20 protein-coding genes are annotated in these 20,053 nt (G+C 51.7%); 4 read left to right on the top strand and 16 right to left on the bottom strand.

The features are described from left to right. Positions 1-30 precede the first annotated feature (30 nt). The 3 genes from SC206_RS21085 to ltnD form a co-directional block, all read right to left on the bottom strand. Complete coding sequence (locus tag SC206_RS21085; protein ID WP_332740526.1) at positions 31-807, bottom strand: HPr family phosphocarrier protein; 777 nt, start codon at positions 805-807, stop codon at positions 31-33. Between the two features lie 78 nt (positions 808-885). Beyond that, the gene (gene otnK / locus SC206_RS21080; RefSeq protein WP_332740524.1) at positions 886-2,178 is read right to left on the bottom strand and encodes a 3-oxo-tetronate kinase; all 1,293 of its coding nucleotides are present in this window, start codon (positions 2,176-2,178) and stop codon (positions 886-888) included. After that, positions 2,178-3,092, bottom strand: coding sequence for an L-threonate dehydrogenase (ltnD, locus tag SC206_RS21075; protein WP_332740522.1), 915 nt, complete (start codon positions 3,090-3,092; stop codon positions 2,178-2,180). The genes otnK and ltnD overlap by 1 nt, the downstream gene beginning before the upstream one ends. A gap of 327 nt (positions 3,093-3,419) precedes the next feature. On the opposite strand from ltnD, the gene SC206_RS21070 reads away from it, so the two are divergent. Next, entirely contained in the window at positions 3,420-4,196 is a 777-nt protein-coding gene (locus tag SC206_RS21070) for a DeoR/GlpR family DNA-binding transcription regulator (RefSeq protein WP_332740520.1), read from the top strand. Between the two features lie 349 nt (positions 4,197-4,545). Here SC206_RS21070 and SC206_RS21065 read toward each other — a convergent pair whose 3' ends face one another. Next, positions 4,546-4,752 carry a hypothetical protein gene (locus SC206_RS21065; RefSeq protein WP_332740518.1) on the bottom strand — a complete coding sequence of 69 codons (207 nt, stop codon included), beginning with the start codon at positions 4,750-4,752 and terminating at the stop codon, positions 4,546-4,548. Between the two features lie 132 nt (positions 4,753-4,884). Between SC206_RS21065 and SC206_RS21060 the strand changes: the two genes are divergently transcribed. Then, positions 4,885-5,685 (top strand): SDR family oxidoreductase, encoded by an 801-nt coding sequence (locus tag SC206_RS21060; RefSeq protein ID WP_332740516.1) that lies wholly within the window; start codon positions 4,885-4,887, stop codon positions 5,683-5,685. Between the two features lie 82 nt (positions 5,686-5,767). Here the strand turns inward: SC206_RS21060 and SC206_RS21055 are convergent, their stop codons facing one another. From SC206_RS21055 to SC206_RS21025, 7 genes are read right to left on the bottom strand one after another with little or no spacing between them, the layout of a single operon-like run. Further along, entirely contained in the window at positions 5,768-7,120 is a 1,353-nt protein-coding gene (locus SC206_RS21055) for an MSMEG_0569 family flavin-dependent oxidoreductase (RefSeq protein ID WP_332740514.1), read from the bottom strand. Then, positions 7,117-7,428 (bottom strand): MSMEG_0570 family nitrogen starvation response protein, encoded by a 312-nt coding sequence (locus SC206_RS21050; protein WP_332740512.1) that lies wholly within the window; start codon positions 7,426-7,428, stop codon positions 7,117-7,119. The genes SC206_RS21055 and SC206_RS21050 overlap by 4 nt, the downstream gene beginning before the upstream one ends. Positions 7,429-7,465: 37 nt before the next feature. Then, complete coding sequence (locus SC206_RS21045) at positions 7,466-8,449, bottom strand: sll0787 family AIR synthase-like protein (protein ID WP_332740510.1); 984 nt, start codon at positions 8,447-8,449, stop codon at positions 7,466-7,468. After that, on the bottom strand, positions 8,436-9,062 hold the full coding sequence (locus tag SC206_RS21040; RefSeq protein WP_332740508.1) for an MSMEG_0567/Sll0786 family nitrogen starvation N-acetyltransferase: 627 nt from the start codon (positions 9,060-9,062) through the stop codon (positions 8,436-8,438). Before SC206_RS21040 ends, SC206_RS21045 begins: the two co-directional genes overlap by 14 nt. Before the next feature lie 13 nt (positions 9,063-9,075). After that, positions 9,076-10,179: an MSMEG_0568 family radical SAM protein gene (locus SC206_RS21035; RefSeq protein ID WP_332740506.1), complete on the bottom strand. Its 1,104-nt coding sequence runs from the start codon at positions 10,177-10,179 to the stop codon at positions 9,076-9,078. Next, positions 10,139-11,173: a Nit6803 family nitrilase gene (locus SC206_RS21030; protein ID WP_332740504.1), complete on the bottom strand. Its 1,035-nt coding sequence runs from the start codon at positions 11,171-11,173 to the stop codon at positions 10,139-10,141. Before SC206_RS21030 ends, SC206_RS21035 begins: the two co-directional genes overlap by 41 nt. 13 nt (positions 11,174-11,186) lie before the next feature. Beyond that, a complete protein-coding gene (locus SC206_RS21025) occupies positions 11,187-11,669 on the bottom strand; it encodes an MSMEG_0572/Sll0783 family nitrogen starvation response protein (protein WP_332740502.1) in 483 nt (160 codons plus the stop codon). A 404-nt stretch (positions 11,670-12,073) separates the two neighbouring features. Here SC206_RS21025 and SC206_RS21020 point away from each other — a divergent pair, with 404 nt between their 5' ends. Continuing rightward, positions 12,074-13,492 carry an aminotransferase-like domain-containing protein gene (locus SC206_RS21020; protein ID WP_332740499.1) on the top strand — a complete coding sequence of 473 codons (1,419 nt, stop codon included), beginning with the start codon at positions 12,074-12,076 and terminating at the stop codon, positions 13,490-13,492. Between the two features lie 63 nt (positions 13,493-13,555). Here the strand turns inward: SC206_RS21020 and rnd are convergent, their stop codons facing one another. Together rnd and fadD are read right to left on the bottom strand one after the other, a co-directional pair. Beyond that, complete coding sequence (gene rnd / locus SC206_RS21015) at positions 13,556-14,677, bottom strand: ribonuclease D (RefSeq protein ID WP_332740497.1); 1,122 nt, start codon at positions 14,675-14,677, stop codon at positions 13,556-13,558. A gap of 320 nt (positions 14,678-14,997) precedes the next feature. After that, positions 14,998-16,695 (bottom strand): long-chain-fatty-acid--CoA ligase FadD, encoded by a 1,698-nt coding sequence (gene fadD, locus SC206_RS21010; RefSeq protein ID WP_332740496.1) that lies wholly within the window; start codon positions 16,693-16,695, stop codon positions 14,998-15,000. 707 nt (positions 16,696-17,402) lie between these two features. Between fadD and SC206_RS21005 the strand changes: the two genes are divergently transcribed. Beyond that, positions 17,403-17,681, top strand: a complete 279-nt coding sequence (locus tag SC206_RS21005) for a Hok/Gef family protein (RefSeq protein ID WP_332740495.1) — start codon at positions 17,403-17,405, stop codon at positions 17,679-17,681. A 300-nt stretch (positions 17,682-17,981) separates the two neighbouring features. Here SC206_RS21005 and SC206_RS21000 read toward each other — a convergent pair whose 3' ends face one another. From SC206_RS21000 to tsaB, 3 genes are all read right to left on the bottom strand, one after another. Then, positions 17,982-18,251, bottom strand: coding sequence for a hypothetical protein (locus SC206_RS21000; RefSeq protein ID WP_332740494.1), 270 nt, complete (start codon positions 18,249-18,251; stop codon positions 17,982-17,984). Between the two features lie 326 nt (positions 18,252-18,577). Further along, a complete protein-coding gene (locus SC206_RS20995) occupies positions 18,578-19,240 on the bottom strand; it encodes a Slp family lipoprotein (protein WP_332740493.1) in 663 nt (220 codons plus the stop codon). A gap of 77 nt (positions 19,241-19,317) precedes the next feature. Then, positions 19,318-20,034 carry a tRNA (adenosine(37)-N6)-threonylcarbamoyltransferase complex dimerization subunit type 1 TsaB gene (tsaB, locus tag SC206_RS20990; protein WP_332740492.1) on the bottom strand — a complete coding sequence of 239 codons (717 nt, stop codon included), beginning with the start codon at positions 20,032-20,034 and terminating at the stop codon, positions 19,318-19,320. Positions 20,035-20,053 lie beyond the last annotated feature (19 nt).

The following is a 20,053-nucleotide window of genomic DNA, read 5'->3' as shown; positions in this document are numbered from 1 at the left end:
TAATTTATATGTAACTGTTATTCGTGACAGTTACTTATACTGCTGGAACCAGCCTAAGCCATCCAGAGTCGTGGTGCGAGGCAGATATTCACAGCCAATCCAGCCGCTATAACCCCTTTTATCGAGGAGATCAAAAATCCACGGATAATTGATTTCACCTTCATCAGGCTCGTGCCTGTCGGGCGCAGAGGCAATCTGAATATGTTTATATTGACCGGAATATTCGGTAATCAGATGACTTAAATTGCCATCGACTAATTGCGCATGAAAAAGATCGAGCTGAGTAAAGATATTCTCTTTACCCACCTTTTTAACTAATTCCAGCGTTTCATACTGGCTGGAATAGAGATAGTTTGGCTTGGTTTTAGGGTTTAATGCTTCAAGCAGAACAGTAATGCCGTGCGGCGCAAAACGGTCGGCGGCATAGCGTAAATTATCGATAAAGGTCGCGTAATAGTCTTGACGATTTGCACCTTCAGGAACCACGGCCGCCATAATATGAATCTGCTTACAGCCCAGCGCCACCGCGTATTCCAACGCTAAATCAATATGCTTTCTGGCTTCCTGTTCACGTCCGGGAATAGCCGAAACGCCCCACTCGCCCGCGGCGGTATCACCGGGCGAGGTATTAAACAGCACCATTTCAAGCTGATTATCGGTTAACGCCTGCTTTAAATCTGCAATCGGATAATCATACGGGAATAAAAACTCAACCCCTTTAAAGCCGGCCTTCGCGGCAGCGGCAAAACGCTCGAGGAACGGATATTCCGTGAACATGGTCGATAAATTGGCAGCAAACTTTGGCATCGTAAATCCTTACCTTACATTTTTGGCGCTGTTAATGGCTTTATTGCTAAACGGTTAAAGCTATACAGTAAAAACAGGTCATAGCGGAAATTCAGTTTGCGCGCGGGCAAAGAAGTTTTCATCGCCAAAGTTACCTGATTTAAGGGCCAGCGAAATAGGCTGGTTTACGGCTTTGACCCACGGAACGCCCGGAGAAATAACCGGTCCGATGTGGAACACATCAATGCCCAGCGTCTGCGCCACTACGCCAGAGGTTTCTCCGCCTGCAACGATAAAACGCTGCCAGCCGCGATTTTTTAATTCGCTCACAATCAGCGAGAACAGATGCTCAATGGCCTCGCTACTTTTTTGCGCGCCGTATTGCTGTTGAATCTTTTTGAGCGCCTCATTATCGGCAGTCGCGTAGAGCAGCGGCGCGAGGGATTGAGCAGAGTTTTGCGCTATCCAGTCACATAATTGCGTGGCGTAACCCTGCACATTTTCCAGCACGGCGGCTATTTCAATCGCCTTCGACGGTGCCTGCTGGCGGTATTTAGCGACCTGCGCATTGGTCATGGTCGAGCAGGATCCCGATAATACTACGGCGCGTTCGCCGCCTGGATAACCGGCCGCCTGCGCCTGTTGCTGCTCTTCGCCTTGCTCTTGCGCTGTCTCTTTGTTTTGCCTTGCTTTTACCGCGGCTCGCGCCACACCAATCGCGAGTCCCGAGCCGCCGGTCACTAATTTCATCGCGCTTAGCGCCTCGCCCTGAATAACCAAATGCTCCTCGTTAAGGGCATCCAGCACCACGTAGCGGACATTTTCCTGCGCTAATTTGGCCAGCTTTTGCTGCACCTTTTCGACCCCGGATTCCAGCGTCTGGGCATCGATCAGCCCGGCTTTTCCCTCGGCCTGACTTTCAATAAGTCTCAACAGATTGCTGTCTGTCATCGGCGTGACGGGATGATTACGCATGCCGGAATCGGAAAGCAGCTGGTCCATGACAAACAGATGTCCCTTGTAAACGGTGCGTCCGTTCACGGGCAGCGCGGGCGACATGACAGTTTGCGTTTCGCCAAGCGCGTGGAGCAATGCATCGGTCACAGGGCCAATATTGCCTTTCGCGGTGCTGTCGAAAGTTGAACAATATTTGAAATAAAAGCGTTCCGCGCCCTGCTGTTGCAGCCATTTCAAGGCTTGCAGCGAGTCATGGACGGCCTGATCCGCCGGACAGGAGCGCGATTTCAGGCTAATGACGATCGCATCGGCGTCAGTATCAAGCTTGCCAGAAGGCACGCCATTAATTTGCACCGTAGAAAGGCCGTTTTGCACCAGAAAACTGGCGATATCCGTCGCCCCGGTAAAATCGTCCGCAATAACCCCGAGAACCATTATTTCCCCTCCTGTTTAGTCGGTAAGGTAATGCCGCTGAAGATTTTGATCACGGCGCTGTCGTCTTCCAAACCAAAGCCCGCGTTGCTGGCCGAAGTAAACATATTCAGCGCGGTTGAGGCTAATGGCAGCGGGAAATGCAGTGATTGCGCGGTGTCGGCAACTAAATTGAGATCTTTGACGAAAATATCGACCGCAGACTTTGGCGTGTAATCGCCGTCAACCACGTGGCGCATACGGTTTTCAAACATCCACGAATTCCCGGCCGCGTTGGTGACGACGTCATACATAGTGTCCAGCGGAATGCCGGCTCGCGCGGCCAGCGCCATCGCTTCGGCACCCGCCGCAATGTGCACGCCTGCCAGCAGCTGGTGAATAATTTTCACCGTCGAACCTAAGCCGATTTCGCTGCCAATGCGGTAAACCTTCGCCGCCACGGCGTTTAACACCGGATTCAGCAGCTCGAAAACTGCGTCGCTGCCGGAAGCCATGACGGTCATGTCGCCCGTTGCCGCTTTAGCTGCGCCACCGGAAACAGGCGCGTCGAGCATCAACAGTTGGTGTTCGGCCAGCAGCGCGGCAATTTCCTGCGCGTCTTGGGCTGAAATGGTCGACGAGATCATTACCGGCGTGCCAGGATTCAATTTCGCTGCCAGGCCATTTTCCCCAAACAGGATCTGTTTTACCTGTTTCGCATTTACCACTAGCAGCAGTACGGCATCAAGCTGCGAAGCAAAAGCCGAGGCGTTGTTTTCCGCCGCTTTTGCGCCACTGTCACGTAATGTCTGCAACGCGGCTGGATTCAGGTCGACACCGTAAGTTTGCAGGCCCGCTTTAATGCACGACTGCGCGGCCCCCATTCCCATAGATCCCAGACCGACGACACAAACAGACATCTGCGCTGCATTTGACATACTGACCTCGTGTTAAATTTCGTTAAATTTTGATTTCATGGGCAAACTATAGGCATTTTAACGACCACAAAGGGTGATCACTCTCACATTTGCAAACATTACATCTCATCTAATTCCCAAATTTTAACATCGCATCAATGTTTACTCTTATCAGTTAACCTTTGTAAATCAGTGAACTAACATGAAAATTAACGTTGTTTAACGATGTTATTTTTTTATCGATGATGAAAAAAGAGTTGGTGCGTCGCTCGCCGGTTGTTTTACACTTCATCCTTAAATAGGTATGTCATCGTTATTGGTTGATAGTTAACAGTGAAAGGATAATTAATGATCCCGATGGAAAGACACCAGCAAATCGTCGCCTTATTAAAGGAGCGCGGTGTAATTAGTATCGCTGAACTTTCAGATACGCTGTTAGTTTCTCAAATGACGATTCGCAGAGACCTGCAAAAATTAGAGGAACAGGGCGCGGTTTTATTAGTGACCGGTGGCGTGCAATCGACGGAACGTATTTCCAGAGAGCCTTCTCATCACGATAAAAGCACCATGTTCAGTCTTGAGAAGCAGGCTATTGGTAAAGCGGCAGCGCAGACTATTCCATTAAATAGCTGCATCTATCTTGATGCGGGGACGACTACGCTGATGCTGGCGCGGGAATTAGCCTTGCGAAATGACTTATTGGTGGTCACCAATGATTTTGCGATAGCCAACTTTTTAATTGATAACAGCGAGTGTCGGATGATTCATACGGGTGGCACGTTAACGCGTGAAAACCGCTCGTCGGTAGGTGAAGCGGCGGCGCGAACGCTGCGCGGATTATCGTTGGATATCGCTTTTATATCAGCCTCTTGCTGGGGAAGTCGCGGGATTTTTACCCCTGAAGAAGAGAAAATTGCCGTGAAACGCGCCGCCAGCGAAAGCAGCAGAAAGCGGGTATTGCTGGCTGACAGCTCAAAATATAATAAAATCGCCACCTTTCTCGCGCTGACATTATCGCAGTTTGACAGCATCATTACCGATGCTAATTTAACCGGCCTTGCCAGAAAAGAGCTGCGTAATGTTGAAGTAGAATTGATGCTCGCCGAGATAAATAAAGCAGAATAATGCCTGATTGATTTATACCCTGCTTGTGAGTCAAGACGTGATGTTTGCCGAAACGGTAAAATTAAAAACGGCGAATAAAAAAGGGACGAAAATTTCCGTCCCTTTGGATTACTTTAGCTACTCGTGAAGCTAATATTTTTATTTTAAGATATCGTTTTTCAGATATCATTTTAACAATTGCTGTGAAAGTCTTGCCTACTCTCTATGACCTTTCTAGTACTGCTTACTGCTTACTGCTTACTGCTTACTGCTTATTACTACTGTAAAGCTATCAACGTAAAAGCATTGCTGTGAAAATCGTACAAATATTAAAATAAAGCGCCCGTCCAACAACTATACACAACAGATCTTATGCATAGTTGTTGAGCATCTTGACCGCCAATTCAATCGCCCGAGCTCGCCCCGAGTCAATAATCTGCTGGTCTTCTAATAATTCATCCAAGGTGTCGATTATCGTTTCCGCCGTGATTGGCTGACTTTCGTGGAGCATGGCTCTCACGACTGCGCCAATCTCGAAGTAAATCGCCTTACCTTCTACAAAACCACTCTGTGACATTCGCGTTCCGTTTAGATGACTCATTTTTCTATCATTTACTTTATATACGGACGACACGCCGATTTGGATGCAAGAAATTTAAATCATTCCATAATTGATAGGCGTATAAAATTTCACCCTTGAGGTATTAGCATGATTTTGTCTTTAGAGAACCAGGTTGCATTAGTGACGGGCGCCAGCTCGGGTTTAGGTTATGCCTGCGCCGACGGGCTGGCCGCGGCGGGTGCCAGCGTCGTGGTCAATTACAATAGTCATGCCGAACCGGCCGAAGCGCTGGCGGAAAAAATTCGCCAACGCGGCGGAAAGGCGATCGCGCTTGGCGCTGATGTGTCGAATGAAGAAGAGGTTGAAAAACTGTTTGCGCAAACGATAGAAAAATTCGGTGCGCTGGATATTTTGGTGGCTAACTCTGGATTACAAAAAGATGCGCCGATCGGCGAAATGAGTTTAGCGGACTGGAACAAAGTGCTCGAAGTGAATCTTACGGGGCAATTTCTCTGCGCGCGGGCGGCAATCAAGCAGTTTCGCCAGCAGGGAGCACAGCGTAACGTCAGCCGCGCGGCCGGAAAAATCATTCACATGAGTTCGGTTCATCAGGTGATTCCGTGGGCCGGACACGTCAACTATGCTGCGTCGAAAGGCGGCGTCGACTTATTAATGCGCAGCCTCGCACAGGAGATTGGCGAAGAGCGAATTCGCGTCAACTCCATTGCTCCCGGCGCTATCGCCACCGCGATTAACGCCAAAAGTCGCGACGGCGAAGCGGGAAAAAATCTGCTGAAACTGATCCCCTACGGACGAATCGGCGAGCCGGAAGATGTCGCTAACGCCGTAGTGTGGCTCGCCAGCGACCTCTCTGATTACGTCCACGGCACCACGCTGTTTGTCGACGGCGGCATGACGCTGTACCCGGGTTTTCGCGATAACGGCTAATTAGCTTTCTGATTAGCTTTCTGATTAGCCTTTGAAACAATGCAATAAAACATTGCCATAACCCCCTGTAAAGTAAGGGTTGCTATGAAACCCTTACTCCTTCACGCTGTGGTTTTTGCCCATATTCTCTCACCCGCATGTTTTCGCCCACGTACTGAGCATCTTGGCCGACGCCTTCGAAGCGGCCAGATCCCCACGTCCAGAGCCATGGCAGGCCGAGGAAATAAAGTCCGTCGATTTCCGATACGCCGCGCCGATGAATCGGATAGCCGCGCGCGTTAAAGGCCGGTAGATCAATCCAGCTAAAATCGGTGTGAAATCCGACGGCCCAAATGATGACCGCAATCGACGACAAATCGAGGCGATTATCACTCTCTTCAGGCTGCCAAACCGGCACGTAGCGCGCTTCGGTCGGCGCCTCGATCCCCTGATCGGCTATCCATCCATCAATGCTATCTTTGATTTTTTCCGAGGTCGCATCGGCCGCGTTTAAATATTGCGCCAGCCGATCGTCCATTTGCAGATAGCCGTCGCCATGGTTCGATAAATGATTAGCTTCTTGAGGGTTCTGCGGATGATAAGAGTGCAAACGTCCGTGCAGCTTCATGCCGTCGCGGGCAAAGGCGCGCAGGTCGATGTCTCGGCCACCGTCACGTCCGGTCACGTAATGATTAGTTTTCTGCCGTGCCTCTTCGCCGAGCGGATGATTATCGACATTCAGCTGATAATGCCCCATGTCGTCGAGCCAGGCGACCACGTCACGGCCACGATAAAAGCGCGCCACGCGCGGCGCATTGCCCACGCAGAGGTGAACCTTGCGGCCTGATAAATGCAAATCTTCGGCGATCTGCGCGCCCGACTGCGCTGAACCGACCACCAGCACCTCGCCTTCTGGCAGGCTTTGGGCATTGCGATACTGCGCCGAGTGAAGCTGATGAATGCGCGACGGCAGCTGTTCCGACAGCGCGGGAAAGCGTTCGCGATGATAATTGCCGACGGCGATCACCACCTGCTCGGCGGTAAATTCGCCTTCGCTGGTGGTCACGCAGAAACGGCCGGGCTGATTGTCCGCGCTGCGTTTAACGCCGGTCACGTTGATGCCCTCGCGAATCGGCGGCGAAAAGTGCGCCGCGTAGCTCTCGAGGTAATTAATAATCTGATCTTTGACCATAAAACCGTCGGGGTCGGGACCTTGATTGTCACAATATGAAAAGCCCGGCAGGCGGCACTGCCAGTTCGGCGTGACTAAACAAAAGTTATCCCAGCGCTGCTCGCGCCACGCCCAGCCAAGTCGATGACGTTCAAGGATTAGATGGTCGACGCCCTGCTGTTTCAGCACGTAACTCATCGACAGCCCCGCCTGACCGCCGCCTATAATTAACGTATGTACGTGCTGATGCGGTGCGTGGGAAGTCGTAGATGAAAATGGGTTCATAGCGGCAGCCCCTGCGCACCCACTGGTGCTATCGACGCCACGCTCACTTCTGCATTCTCAACTGACTGAAACTGCGTGGCTTTTTCATTAATTCGCGTCAGCTGGTCCATCGCGCTGGAACAGGCAAATCCGTATTTACTCTCGACGCGCTGGCTGGCTTCGTTCAATGCCGTATTACAACGACCCACAAACTCGGTCAGGCTGTAAGTTTCACCGGCGGTCAGATACTGGCTAATCACCGTCGAGGGTGAATAGCAGGCTTCCGTCTTGCCGTCAGGCCAGCAGACGTGGAAATGCATGGCAGGCATGATTTTTATCCTCATTATGAGTTGACGTTTAGGCAGGCTAAATTGCCGCACCCAGTCCGGTAAGGGGAAATTGGGCGAGATCCCAGAAACAGTGCTGCTGCGCCTCGGCAGTCACATCAAGCCGTTTGCTGTCGGTAATTTCACCAATCTGCGCGGCGGCAATACCACAGGCATGAAATCGCGCCAGCAATTCGGGCAGCTTTTTAGGCTCGGCGGTAAGCAGATAACCAAAGCTCGGAAAGGCGCACAGCCACGCTTGCCAGCTCTCTGCCTCAGGTTTAGGGATCTGTTCGAGAGTGATCCGCGCCCCAACTTGCGAACTCTCAAGCAGCATGGTCAAGGTGCCAAGCAGCCCGGCCTGACTGATATCTTTCGCCGCAATCGCCAAGCCGCTTTCGGCAATTTCGGGCAGCAGCGCAATGTAACGTCGCAGACTTTCGGGATTTGTGGTGGTCGCGGCATTCCAGTTGAGATGCGGCGCGCGCCAGGCTCCCCGCAGATCGATAGCCGCAACGATGACGTGACCCGGACGCGCGGCAAAGCTGCTTAACAGCGCGCTGGCCTGCCCGAGAATCGACACCGAAAGCTGCGTTTGCTGGCTGCGCAGGTTGGTATGTCCGCCCACAATCGGCACGCCAAAAGCTGCCGATGCGGCCGCCATGCCCGCTAAAACCTGCGCCGCTTTATCTTCTCCGGCGCTCCATAATGCATTGACGACGGCCTGCGGACGACCGCCCATCGCGGCGATGTCGCTGACATTGACCATCACGCCGCACCAGCCGGCGAACCAGGGATCCTCCTCGACGAAGCGATTTATAAAGCCTTCAATTGCCAACAGGCTGTAGCCGTCGCCGTTGGCGAGCACCGCACAGTCGTCGCCATTTGGGTAAAAATCGTAGGCGCAGGCGTTTTTCAGCTGCGTCGGGATCAGCTGGATATCGCGCTTTTGGGCGATGCCGCTGTAATCCCGCACGCGGGTGAGCAGCTCGCCAAGATTAATCGCCGCCTCAAGCGAAAGCATGTTTCACCTCCCGCGCGGTCGCCTCATCAACAGGTGCGGCAGCCATAATTTCCTGAAGCCACGCAGGTGCCAGCTCTGACGCGCTGCGGGCCAGACGGCCGCGCACCACAAAGCCGCTAAAAGGATCATGACACGGCGGATAATGCTCAAGCTCGGCGCGCATAAAGACGTGCGCCCGCTCGCGCAGCACTTCTTGCTGCAACGTTTGCCAGTGCAAGCGCTGGAAAAGCCCCTCATTTTGCTGCTGCACGTGCGCATAGAAACGCTGGCAACCCAGCGCACAGGCGCTCGACACGGCAAGACGAATCAGCGTGGCGCCGAGCTGACCCTGACGCCGAAACTCGGGGTCAACCGCCAGCCGCGAACCACACCATTCGCCGGGCTGATCCTGATGAATACGCACCGTGCCGACCACCTGCTCGTGCCAGCCGCCATAGCTGCCAACCACCACCAGCAGCTGCGCGTGGTCATCGATGGCATCCAGATCGTCGCCGGTAAACAGCCCCTGCTCGTCGCAAAAAACCCGTTGGCGCAGCGCGTAAGCCTGCTCTCGCTCCCACGGCAGCGTGACCCATTTGACGGTGTAATCGGAATATTGTGGTTGCGTGGTCATGATCTGCTCCCCGTTATTCGCTCTCGTAAGTGGCTAAGGAGGAACAAGCACCGCAGCGCCCGCATCCGGCCTTGATATCGCGTGAATGCAGCGTATTTTCACGCAGCATGTCCGCCAGCGGACGCAGAATGCCTTCCATGAAATTGGCGTCGGGCGCGGGATGATCCTCAAGCGGCGTGCCGCGAATCGGCACAAATGGCACCACAAACGGATAGACGCCGATCGCTACCAGCCGCTGGCAGATGTCGAGAATCGCCTGTAGGGTATCGCCTAATCCGGCCAGAATGTAGGTGCTGACCTGCCCTTTGCCGAACACTTTTACCGCCTCGACGAAGGCCAGCATGTACTGCTCGACGGTGACCTGCGCCTTGCCCGGCATAATCTGTTCACGCACGCTTTCGGTTACCACTTCGAGATGCATGCCAAGCGCGTCGATGCCTGCATCTTTCATGCGCTGATACCAAATCGGATCGGCGGGTGGTTCGCACTGGCCCTGAATCGGAATATTGACTGCCGCCTTGATGGCGAGCGCGCTTTCGCACAACACTTTAGCGCCGCGATCGCTGCCGGACGGCGTGCCCGTGGTCATCACCATGTGTTTGACGCCATCAAGCTCCACCGCCGCTTTCGCAACTTCGGCCAACTGGGCGGGCGTTTTGTGCGCGACGGTGCGCCCCGCGGCCAATGATTGGCCTATCGAGCAAAACTTGCAGGCTTTACGGCGATTTTCGTACCGAATACAGGTCTGTAGCACGGTCGTCGCCAGCACGTCGGTGCTGTGCAGCGTAGCAATATAGGAGTAAGGCACGCCGTCGGCAGTCTGCCTTTCATAAAACCGCGGCTTGCTGGCAAAGGTGATATCGCGCAGCGGAATGCTGTCACGCATCAGCCGCGCAATGCCGTCGGGCGTGTGCTGAACGCTAAACGGCGAATACTGCGCCGAATTGCTGTAGACCGGCACCATGACCGTCGAGCCTTCGATAATCATCGCTTGATGATCCGACGGACCCGCGCCGCCCTTGCGCGAAACGTGATCGGTTTGCGGATTGAGTACGCGTATCCCCTGCGACTGTAATTCAGTAATCAGACGCTGCTTTGATAGTGTCTGGGTCGTCATATTCACCCCCTGAATTCTGGCTGTCTGCGAGTTCAAAATGTGTTGGCTCGGTTGCCTTGGCGTTCATGCGCTGGCGATAAACCGCGGGCTGGTCGTTAATCAATAAACTCAGCAATTCCGGACGTGCGTAGTGCCCGACCGAATCCATCATGCGTTTTCGTTTGATAATCAGATTCATCTCCATGTCGGCAATCAGAATGCCTTCACCTTCCGTCAACGGCGGCACCAAATGACGGCCTTCGGGTGAAACAATTGCCGTGTTACAGCCTCCGCGCAGCCCTTTTTGCAGCGCGGGATCGGAGGTGAGCTGCTCGATTTGCGCGTCGGTCAGCCAACCGGTGGAATTAATCACAAAGCAGCCAGACTCCAGCGCGTGATGACGAATGGTGACGTCCATCTGCTCGGCGAAAATCGGCCCGACCAAAGAGCCCGGGAACTGTGAGCAGTGAATCTCTTCGTGCTGGGTCATTAACGCGTAACGCGCCAACGGGTTGTAATGTTCCCAGCAGGCCAGCGCACCCACGCGGCCAACTTTCGTTTCTACCACCTGTAAACCGCTGGCATCACCCTGACCCCAAATCATCCGCTCATGATAAGTCGGGGTGATTTTTCGCCGTTTAAGCGCCAGTTTCCCGCTGGCATCAAAAACCAGCTGGGTGTTGTAGAGCGTGCCGTGATCGCGTTCGTTCACACCCAATACCACCACAATTTCGCGTAATCGCGCCCTTTCCGCCACGGCGTGAGTGATAGGTCCGGGCACCTGCACTGCCTGTTCGTAAAGTTTTAAATGCGCCGCACCGGCGGTCATTGCGGGCGTGATAAACGAAAAATAGGGGTAATAAGGCACAAAGGTTTCTGGAAAAACGATAATCTCTGCGCCTTTGCTCGCGGCTTCGTCAATGGCGTCCAGAACCTTGGCCAGCGTCTTGCTGGCCTCGAACAGGTCTGGCGCGATTTGTACGGCAGCGGCACGTACTGTGCGGGGTTGTGCCATCTCGCGCCCTCCGTTACATGGTCCAGGTATCGATGATCACCGCGCCTTCACGGGTGTGAATCAGCTTGAGATCCAGCACGTCCAGCGGATTAATGGCGCGGATGCCTTCAATCAGCGAAGGTTCGCCGTGGCCGTAAAGGGCCTGTAAGGCAAAGCGACAGGCGTAGACTTTGCCGCCCTCGGCCATAAATTTCGCTAGCTGTTTGTTGTAGTTTTGATGACCCGGAAATGCCTCGTCGCCGAGGGTTGGAAAGCCGCGTTGCACGCCAAGCGTAACGCCCGGACCATAGAGCAGAATCGAGGTTTCAAACCCTTTACGCTGTAAACGTGTGGCTTGCAGCATGTTAACGAAACCAATCGAACCTTCGAATGCAACGGTATGGAAAGTGACCAGCGCCTTTTGGCCCGGCTCCGCTTTAACATCTTCGAAAACTTTCTCTTCGTAATCGACCAGGAAATCACCGGTTTTATGGGCAGGCAGTGTGACTTTAGGCATGGTTGGCTCCAGTTTTCTCAAGTTGTCGTATTCAGGGCAATGCGGCCCCTGATAAGTTGGCTGCACCACGCAACGTGCATGGGCTAGGGTTCACAAGAGAAGGTGCAAAGCCTGTGCCAGTCAAAAAATAGCCGATGCAATCATTGCTAAATCAACTGCTGCATTTCTGCGCAAAAATAATTTTTTAACCACTAAATCGCCCCTTTATCCTTAGTTCAACCAAGGGTTTTGCACGTTAACTGCACTAAACCGATGCTTAAATGCACTAAAAATGCACACATCAATAATCAACATGCAATCATTGATGCAATCAATAGCGCCAGTGATTGCAATTTCGGCAAATGCTCGGGTATAGTGTTTTTTTTGTACAGCGAGAGAGAGTCGGCAAACGCCGTTAACTGCCTATGGTGCAACGAATTTATGAACGCTGGTTGCAGAGTTTGCGCCAGCATCCGCAGCGTCCGGCCTATTTGATGATTGCCGACCTGATTGGTGATGGGATTAATTCAGGCGAGTTTCAGGCACGAGATCGCCTGCCGCCGCTGCGTGATTTAGCGGTGGCGCTAGAGTTGAATTACACCACGGTGACGCGCGGTTATGCCGAAGCGAAAAAGCGCGGCCTGATTGATTCTCGCCCCGGTATGGGCAGCTTTATTCGCGGCAAAGTGCCAGCGATGTCGCTAAGCAGCGGCAGCAGTTACGAGATGACCATGAATTCGCCGATTGAGCCGGAGAGCACGGAAATCGCCGAGCTGATCCGTCAGGGCGCGCTGAATCTGTTCAGTCAAAACGACCTTTTCCCGCTGCTGCGTTATCAGGATTTTGGTGGGCTGGCTAACGATAAAGAAGCCGCGATGCTCTGGCTGGGTAAACGTCTGCCGCCCGTCGTTGCCGAAGAGGTGCTGGTTTGTCCGGGTATTCACAGTGCGCTGGTCGGATTATTGACGCTTTTGGGGCGAAAAGGCGGCACGGTTTGCGTAGGTAATCTGGTTTATCCGGGCTTGAAAGCGATTGCGACTCAGCTGAACGTGCCGCTGCACGCGCTGGATTGCGATAACGACGGCCCGACGCCGCGTTCGTTCGAAAATCAGTGTCAGGTTGGCACGGTCAGCGCGCTGTATTTGAATCCGACGATTCACAACCCGACGACGCTCACCATGCCGCTGCGTCGACGCGAGTCGCTGGCTGATATCGCGCTGCGTTACAGCGTGCCGATTATTGAAGATGATGCCTACGCCGCCCTTGCGCAGCCTGGATCGGCGCACCATAAAATTCCGACCTTTGCCGAGCTGGTGCCCGAATTAACCTGGTATCTGACGGGGTTGTCGAAGTGTTTTGGCGCGGGAATGCGTATTGGCTTTGTGAAAGGTCCGGGGAAGCGTTCTACTCAGCTGTTGGCTGGCGCGTTACGGGCGCTGACGGTAATGTCGAGCCCGATAACCAATGCGCTGGCAACTCAATGGATTACCGACGGCACCGCCGATCGTGTGCTGATGGCGATTCGCCACGAGGCGCAGGTGCGTCAGCAGTTGGCCGCCAAACATCTGCATAAGTTTCATTATCGAACCGATACGGATGGCTTTCATTTGTGGTTGATGCTGCCGAAACAGCAAGGTTGGAATCCCTCTGACGTGGCGGTAAAACTGCGTGAACAAGGGGTCAGTGCAGTGTCGAGCGCGGCGTTTAGCACCGATAACAATCCGCCTGACGCGTTGCGATTGTGTCTGGGAGGCGCGAATACGCGGGCGATTTGTGAAGAGAATTTAGTGGTGGTCGCCGACATGCTGGAGTATCCGGGGCATTTTGCCAGCGTGGCATTATAGAAATGACAATCATCCCCCTGCCTTGCACAGGGGGTTTTACCAAGGGAATTACTGCGGCGAAAGTTACGCCTGTTCGAGCACCACCGCCAGCCTTTCAGCCAACAGTTTGCCACGCCAGCCGCTCACCAGCTCGGGCGCATGCTCTTTGGTCTTGAGTTTCCAATGCCAGTTCAACAGCTGATTTATCTGTCGACGCGAGGCAAGCAGCTCAACGCTCAGTCCCGTTTCTTCGCTCACGGTTTGAATCAGAGCTTTAATCTCTTTAAAGATTTTCTTGTAACCCGGCTGATCGATGAGATTTGGAATTGGCGCAGGCAACGCGTCGTCTTCAACCGCTTCGCCTTCCACCACCAGCGCCAATAATGTGCGGCCATGATAGCGAATTTCAGGACCGCTCAAACCCAGCGCTTCAAGCTCGCCGAGGGAATGCGGCTGATAACGCGCCACCTGCCACAGGTTCTCTTCGCGCACCACAAAGTTGACCGCCAAATCACGCTGACGCGCCTGAATCAAACGCCACGACGCCAACTTTTGCAGCACGGCCAGCTGACGCGGGCGCAGCTGCCACGCGTTGCCAATTTCGAGATAGGCCAACTCGGGTTGCAGCACTTCCTGACGACGGCGGCACAGCGCCAAACACTCGTCGAGCGCAGCGTCCATCCAGCCAGCGGCGAGGGTTTCCTGCTCCAATTGACGGGCAAGCGGCAACAGGTAAAGCACGTCGGCAGCTGCGTAATCGCACTGTTTTTGCGTGAGCGGACGCGCCATCCAGTCGGTACGAGATTCGCTTTTATCTAATTCAATCTGAGTGGTTTCGGCGACCAATCGGGCAAAGCCGCAGGAAAGCGGACGACCACTAAAGGCGGCCAAAATTTGGCTATCGATAAACGGCGTAGGCAACACGCCAAAAGCATTCAGGAACACTTCGAGGTCTTCGCTGCCCGCATGCAGGAATTTCACCACGTTTTGATTAGTCAGCAGATCGATGAAAGGCTGCCACGCAGTAATGGGCAAAGGGTCAATCAGCGTCAGGTTTTCGCCATCGAAAAGCTGGATCAGGCCCAGCTGCGGATAGTAAGTACGGGTTCTGACAAATTCGGTATCAAGCGCAATCTGGCTGAACTGTTGTGCTTGCTGACAAACCTGCGCCAACTCTTCATTGCTAACAATTAACTGATAATTCAAAGCTTTTTCTCTTTTCGCTGTTAGAAACCGGTTCGGCTTGGATGCTGCCGCCGGGCGTGAAAATGGTCGTTAGTGATTCGCGTTACCTGCATTATAACGCGAAAACGCCGGACTTAATCCGGCGTTGAGTGAAGGCGGCCTTCAGTTGATGCTATTTACAGCGATACTATCTGTTTAAACCCGAAAAACCTTCTGTTTAAACCCGAAAAACCTTGTTGCAGCGAAGCGCAATTCTCTGTTCTAGCGAAGCGAAATACTTTGATGCAGTGAAGCGAAACAGTTATTGCAGCGAAGCGAAATATTTTATTGCAGCAAAAACGTTAGGCCGCATTTTTTTGATCAGATGACGCGCTATTTTTTACTTCGTCTCGCAGTTCACGACGCAGAATTTTGCCGACGTTAGATTTTGGTAGCTCATCGCGGAACTCGACAATTTTTGGCACTTTATAGGCAGTCAAGTTTTGGCGGCAATGTTCGAGCAGCTCTTCGGCGGTTAGCGATGGGTCGCGCCTGACGACACAAACTTTGACCTTTTCGCCCGTCGACTGACTTGGTACGCCTATGGCCGCCACTTCCAGCACTTTCGGATGCTGCGACACGACCTCTTCGATTTCGTTAGGATAAACATTGAATCCGGACACCAAAATCATATCTTTTTTGCGATCGACGATGCGTATAAAACCTTGTTCGTCCACTGTAGCGATATCTCCGGTGGAGAGCCAGCCCTCTTTTAACACTTCATCGGTCGCTTCTGCACGTTGCCAATAACCGAGCATCACCTGCGGGCCTTTCACTAGAAGCTCTCCGGCCTCGCCTGGCGCGACATCCTGCCCGTTTTCATCGACTAAACGAACGTCCGTGGAAGGCACTGGCAAGCCGATGCTGCCGCTATAACGTTTGAGATCGTAGGGATTGCCTGTCACCAACGGCGCGCATTCGGTTAATCCATAGCCTTCAAGCAGGTGTAAACCGGTAAGCTCCTGCCAACGTTCGGCGACACATTTTTGCACCGCCGCCCCGCCGCCGACAGAAAGTCTAAGGTTGGAGAAATCGAGCTTTTTAAATTCATCATTATTAAGCAGCGCATTGAATAATGTATTCACGCCGCTGATGGCAGTAAAAGGATAGCGCGACATCTCTTTCACCATGCCCGGAATGTCGCGGGGATTGGTGATAAGCAGGCTGCGCCCGCCCAGCTCCATGAAAAACATGCAGTTAATTGTAAGAGCAAATATATGATACAGCGGCAGCGCCGTGACGACCGTTTCGTGGCCGGGTTTAAGCATCGGGCCATACGCGGCCTTACACTGTTCGAGATTGGCCTGCATATTACGATGGGTCAGCATCGCCCCTTTTGCCAGTCCGGTGGTGCCGCCGGTATATTGCAGAAACGCAATATCATCATTAATCACGTTGGGCTTGCTGTAATTCAGGCGCAGGCCTTTTTTTATCGCCTGATGAAAAGAAATCGCGTCAGGCAGATGATATTTAGGCACCAACTTTTTGACATATTTCACCACGAAATTCACTAGCGCGCCTTTCGCAGGAGAGAGTTCGTCGCCCATCTGGGTGATAATAGTGTACTGAATCTGCGTGTTGGCGATGGTTTTTTGCAGCGTGTTGGCAAAGTTGGACACGATGACAATCGCGCTGGCGCCGCTATCTTTAAGCTGGTGTTCGAGTTCGCGAGGGGTGTAAAGCGGGTTTACGTTGACAACAATCATGCCTGCTCGCAGTACGCCAAACAGGGCAATCGGATATTGCAGCAAATTGGGCATCATCAGGGCCACACGATCGCCCTTCTGCAGACCTAATCCGTGTTGCAAATAGGCGGCGAAGGCGCGGCTGCGTTCATCTAGTTTCCGATAGGTCATGACTTCGCCCATATTGATGAACGCCGGACTGTCGGCATATTTCAACGCGGCGTTTTCGAACATCTCGATTAATGAGCTGTAACGGTCGGGGTCGATGTTCTCAGGAACATCCGCAGGGTAACGTTTTAGCCAGACTTTTTCCAAGGGATAGCTCCTGATCTCTTTTTTCAATGCGCTCTCAATGGCACACTTTTACCATGCAATTAACAATATTTTAACTCATCTTACCAGCGCGTTTTCAAACAATCTGCAGGTTGAGAGCCGCGTCACTAAATTTAGCTTGAACACTGAATGCATGGAGGAAAGTTACAAGGCTTAGCACGGCTTCCCTGCTTTGCCATATAACGATGTAAAGTATAGCGGTTGAGGCTAATGGATGCGAATTTTGGGAATAATGCTTATGAACTTTGTGGCTATTAACGCTTTGTCGTTATTGAAGCTTATAGTTATTAAATCGTGTCGTTATTAAATCCTTTTGGACATTAAATCTTTTGGATGTTAAATGTTTTTGTTGTTAAATATAGCTTACCGTGCAAATTTAAAATACTCACCTATAAAACGTGTAAAATAACTTACTGCTTCCAGTTAATTAATCCGATAACGTGAATATATAACGCACTTTCAATTAACTCAACCCTTTTATTACTCTCATTATTAATGCCTTGCGTTTAATTTGAATATTTTTAAACAAAACATAATTCTTAAGACTTTACTATAAAACTCCGATATAGTCTTTGCGGGTGCTCGGATCGTTCTATTCCGAGCAATTTTTATTTACTACGATAGTTAACTATTTATTAAATGATTACTGTTTATTAGATGTTTAATAATTCATAATAGATAAATGTATTATGCTAGGGATAGAGAGAGAAAAGCCCCGAATCGTTTTTATAAAACAATCCGGGGGCGCTACTCTTAATACCCGAAACATTAAGGTAGCGCCTCACTTGCTTAATTGCAAGATAAAAGGTGCAAAAATGCCATACAAATTGATATTCGCTGTTTCATTACTTATCTGTTTAACTCTGTCTCTTATTGTCTTAATAACACAAAATACGCTTTGTGAATTGCAGTTTAAGAACGAGAGCACGGAGGTGGCGGCCTATCTGGCCTGTGAAGCTGTGAGGTAACACTGAAAGCGGGCGGTGTACGCTGCCGCCCGTGTTCTTGGGTAACGATCATAAAGCACCCGTTTACATACATTGGCCAGCTTTCGGGCTGGCCTTTTTATTTCTTGATCAATATATATATTTTTATGATAGATCTTTATTTGTTATTCGCCGCACTAATAGATTTGTTCAACCCGATAAAAAGGCGGCAAGAAGCCGCCAGTTAGGTAAACGCATATAAATAGCTGCATTTTATGTAGGTGTGTATGTAAATCCTGTAAAAATGACTGTTTTATTACCAACAATATTAAGATGAATAGATTAGTGGCTCATTAGACCATAAGGTATAGATGTACCGCTTTGTATATGACTTACCCATGACTGAAGGTTCTCGATCATAATTCTCGCGGTGTTGATATCCAGGGTTACGATTATATCCTCGGCTGATGGCAATATTTCTCCTTCATCAAGTCGATATTCAAAATGAAGACCAAAGAAGAAGTCCGTTGAGTTTTGCGTATCTTCCGGAGAAATGCTTACCGTGCTCCATGAAACAGGTAGCATCATATCTTTATATGGGTTTTTATTCATTTCACGTTCCTGTGATAGTGGATATTAGCCTGCGTGGTTTGTAAAAAGTATGCAGGTTCACTCACAGTATTACAGAAAATCGCTTTGAAACGTGATGAGGTCGCCAGTAGTTAATTAAAGCTTGATAAAGGTCAACATTATTTGGCGGGATAATAGGCGGGAACGAGATCCCGCCTAGAGACTATTTACCCTATTAATGATACGCATTTCTAGGGTGTAATAGAGAAAGTATTTTAACTGCCGGTAACGTCGCTTTTCAATGGTAGCCGCTTGGAATAAAACGGCGTTGTGAAGGAGCATTCACCAGCGGTTTATGGATCGATCGGTTATTCGGTTACGAAGGTTTCAACCCTTGCCGGCGTGTTGTCATACCAACCGCCCCATGTCGGGCCAAATCCTCGCCCCCAACGTGGATCGTAAGGTCCGCCCCATCCCCACGGCCCTATCGGCTGAGGAGGTGAGACCACTTCTTTAACTTCACGCCAGCGTTTGAGGCTGTTTATATTTACCGTAACGAAACGGTAAGACGCCTGACCGATCATGCCATTTTCGGAGCCGGTAATTGGCCCCACCACTGTCACCAGCTGATTTTTATAATTCACCGGATCAAGGAAGCCGTTGTAATAGGCATACAGCCGACCCACCGAAGGATAGGCCAGCAGCGGTCGCGCGGCAGAGTCGAGCGGCTGCGTGGCGATTTCAAGACGGGTGGTGTTTTTATCATTGGTGACCGAAATAACTCGGCCACCGAATCGCGCTTCCTGATGCACATAAATTTGCGGCGCGCTTTGCACCGCAACCAAGTCCATTTGGGGCGTCGCCGTGGTACCACGAATGGCGTCAGGAACCGTAACACAGCCGGAAAGCAGTAATACGCTCAGGCCAACGGTAAGCGCGACGTATGTTTTACGGTTGAATGCCTTACTTATTGCTTGAGAGCTTATTGGTTGAGAGCTTGTTGATTGAGAACTTGTGATTTTCTTATTCATGAAGACTGCACGCATGAGAACAACCCCTAGGGACATTATCTACTTCGACAACGAATACAAACACAAGTTGCCGCTGCTTATCGGCCAGGCAGCTTTTTCCAGGTGACTTCATTACGTAAATAGGTCGGTTCAGCCTGGTCGGCACTCACTCTGACGCCGCGATGCCACGCCGCCAGCGCGAGAGGTAACATATCTTCCGCTTCTGGCAGTAAGATATTACCTTCGTTAAGTTCAACGGCAGTTGAATCGATAAGCTGCGGATAGGTCTGCCAGCCGGTACCGACGGTCGCCCAACGGCCACTGAGCGCAAAAGATTGCTCGCTCAGCTGTTCAGGTTTAATCACCACTTCGGAAGCTTCGCCATGCCACGCGCCGTCGGCGTCGCGAACATATTCACCCCAATAAACTTCACCCATTCGCGCATCGATAGCCGCCAACACGCGCTCGGCACCCGTTTTGCGATAAGCACCTTGCGCCATGGTTTGCAGCGTAGAGATAGGCAAGACGGGCAATTCTGCGCCAAACGCCAACCCTTGTGCCACGCTGATGCCAATTCGCACGCCGGTAAAACTGCCCGGACCGCGGCCAAAAGCCAATGCGTCGAGTTGGTTTAAACTCAACCCTGCTTCGGCAAGGATCTGTTGCACCATCGGCAAAATACGTTGAGTGTGTTCGCGAGCGCAAAGCTCGAAATGAGCCAGCGTTTCGCCGTTTTCAGCGGCGGTAGCCGAGTTATATAACGCAACGGAGCAGGCTTCGGTCGCCGTATCAATTGCTAAAATTCGCGTGGACATGCCAAACCTCAGGCGGGAA

Source organism: Rouxiella sp. T17, assembly GCF_036663475.1.
GTDB lineage: Bacteria > Pseudomonadota > Gammaproteobacteria > Enterobacterales > Enterobacteriaceae > Rouxiella.
This window is presented reverse-complemented; position numbering and strand designations above follow the sequence as displayed.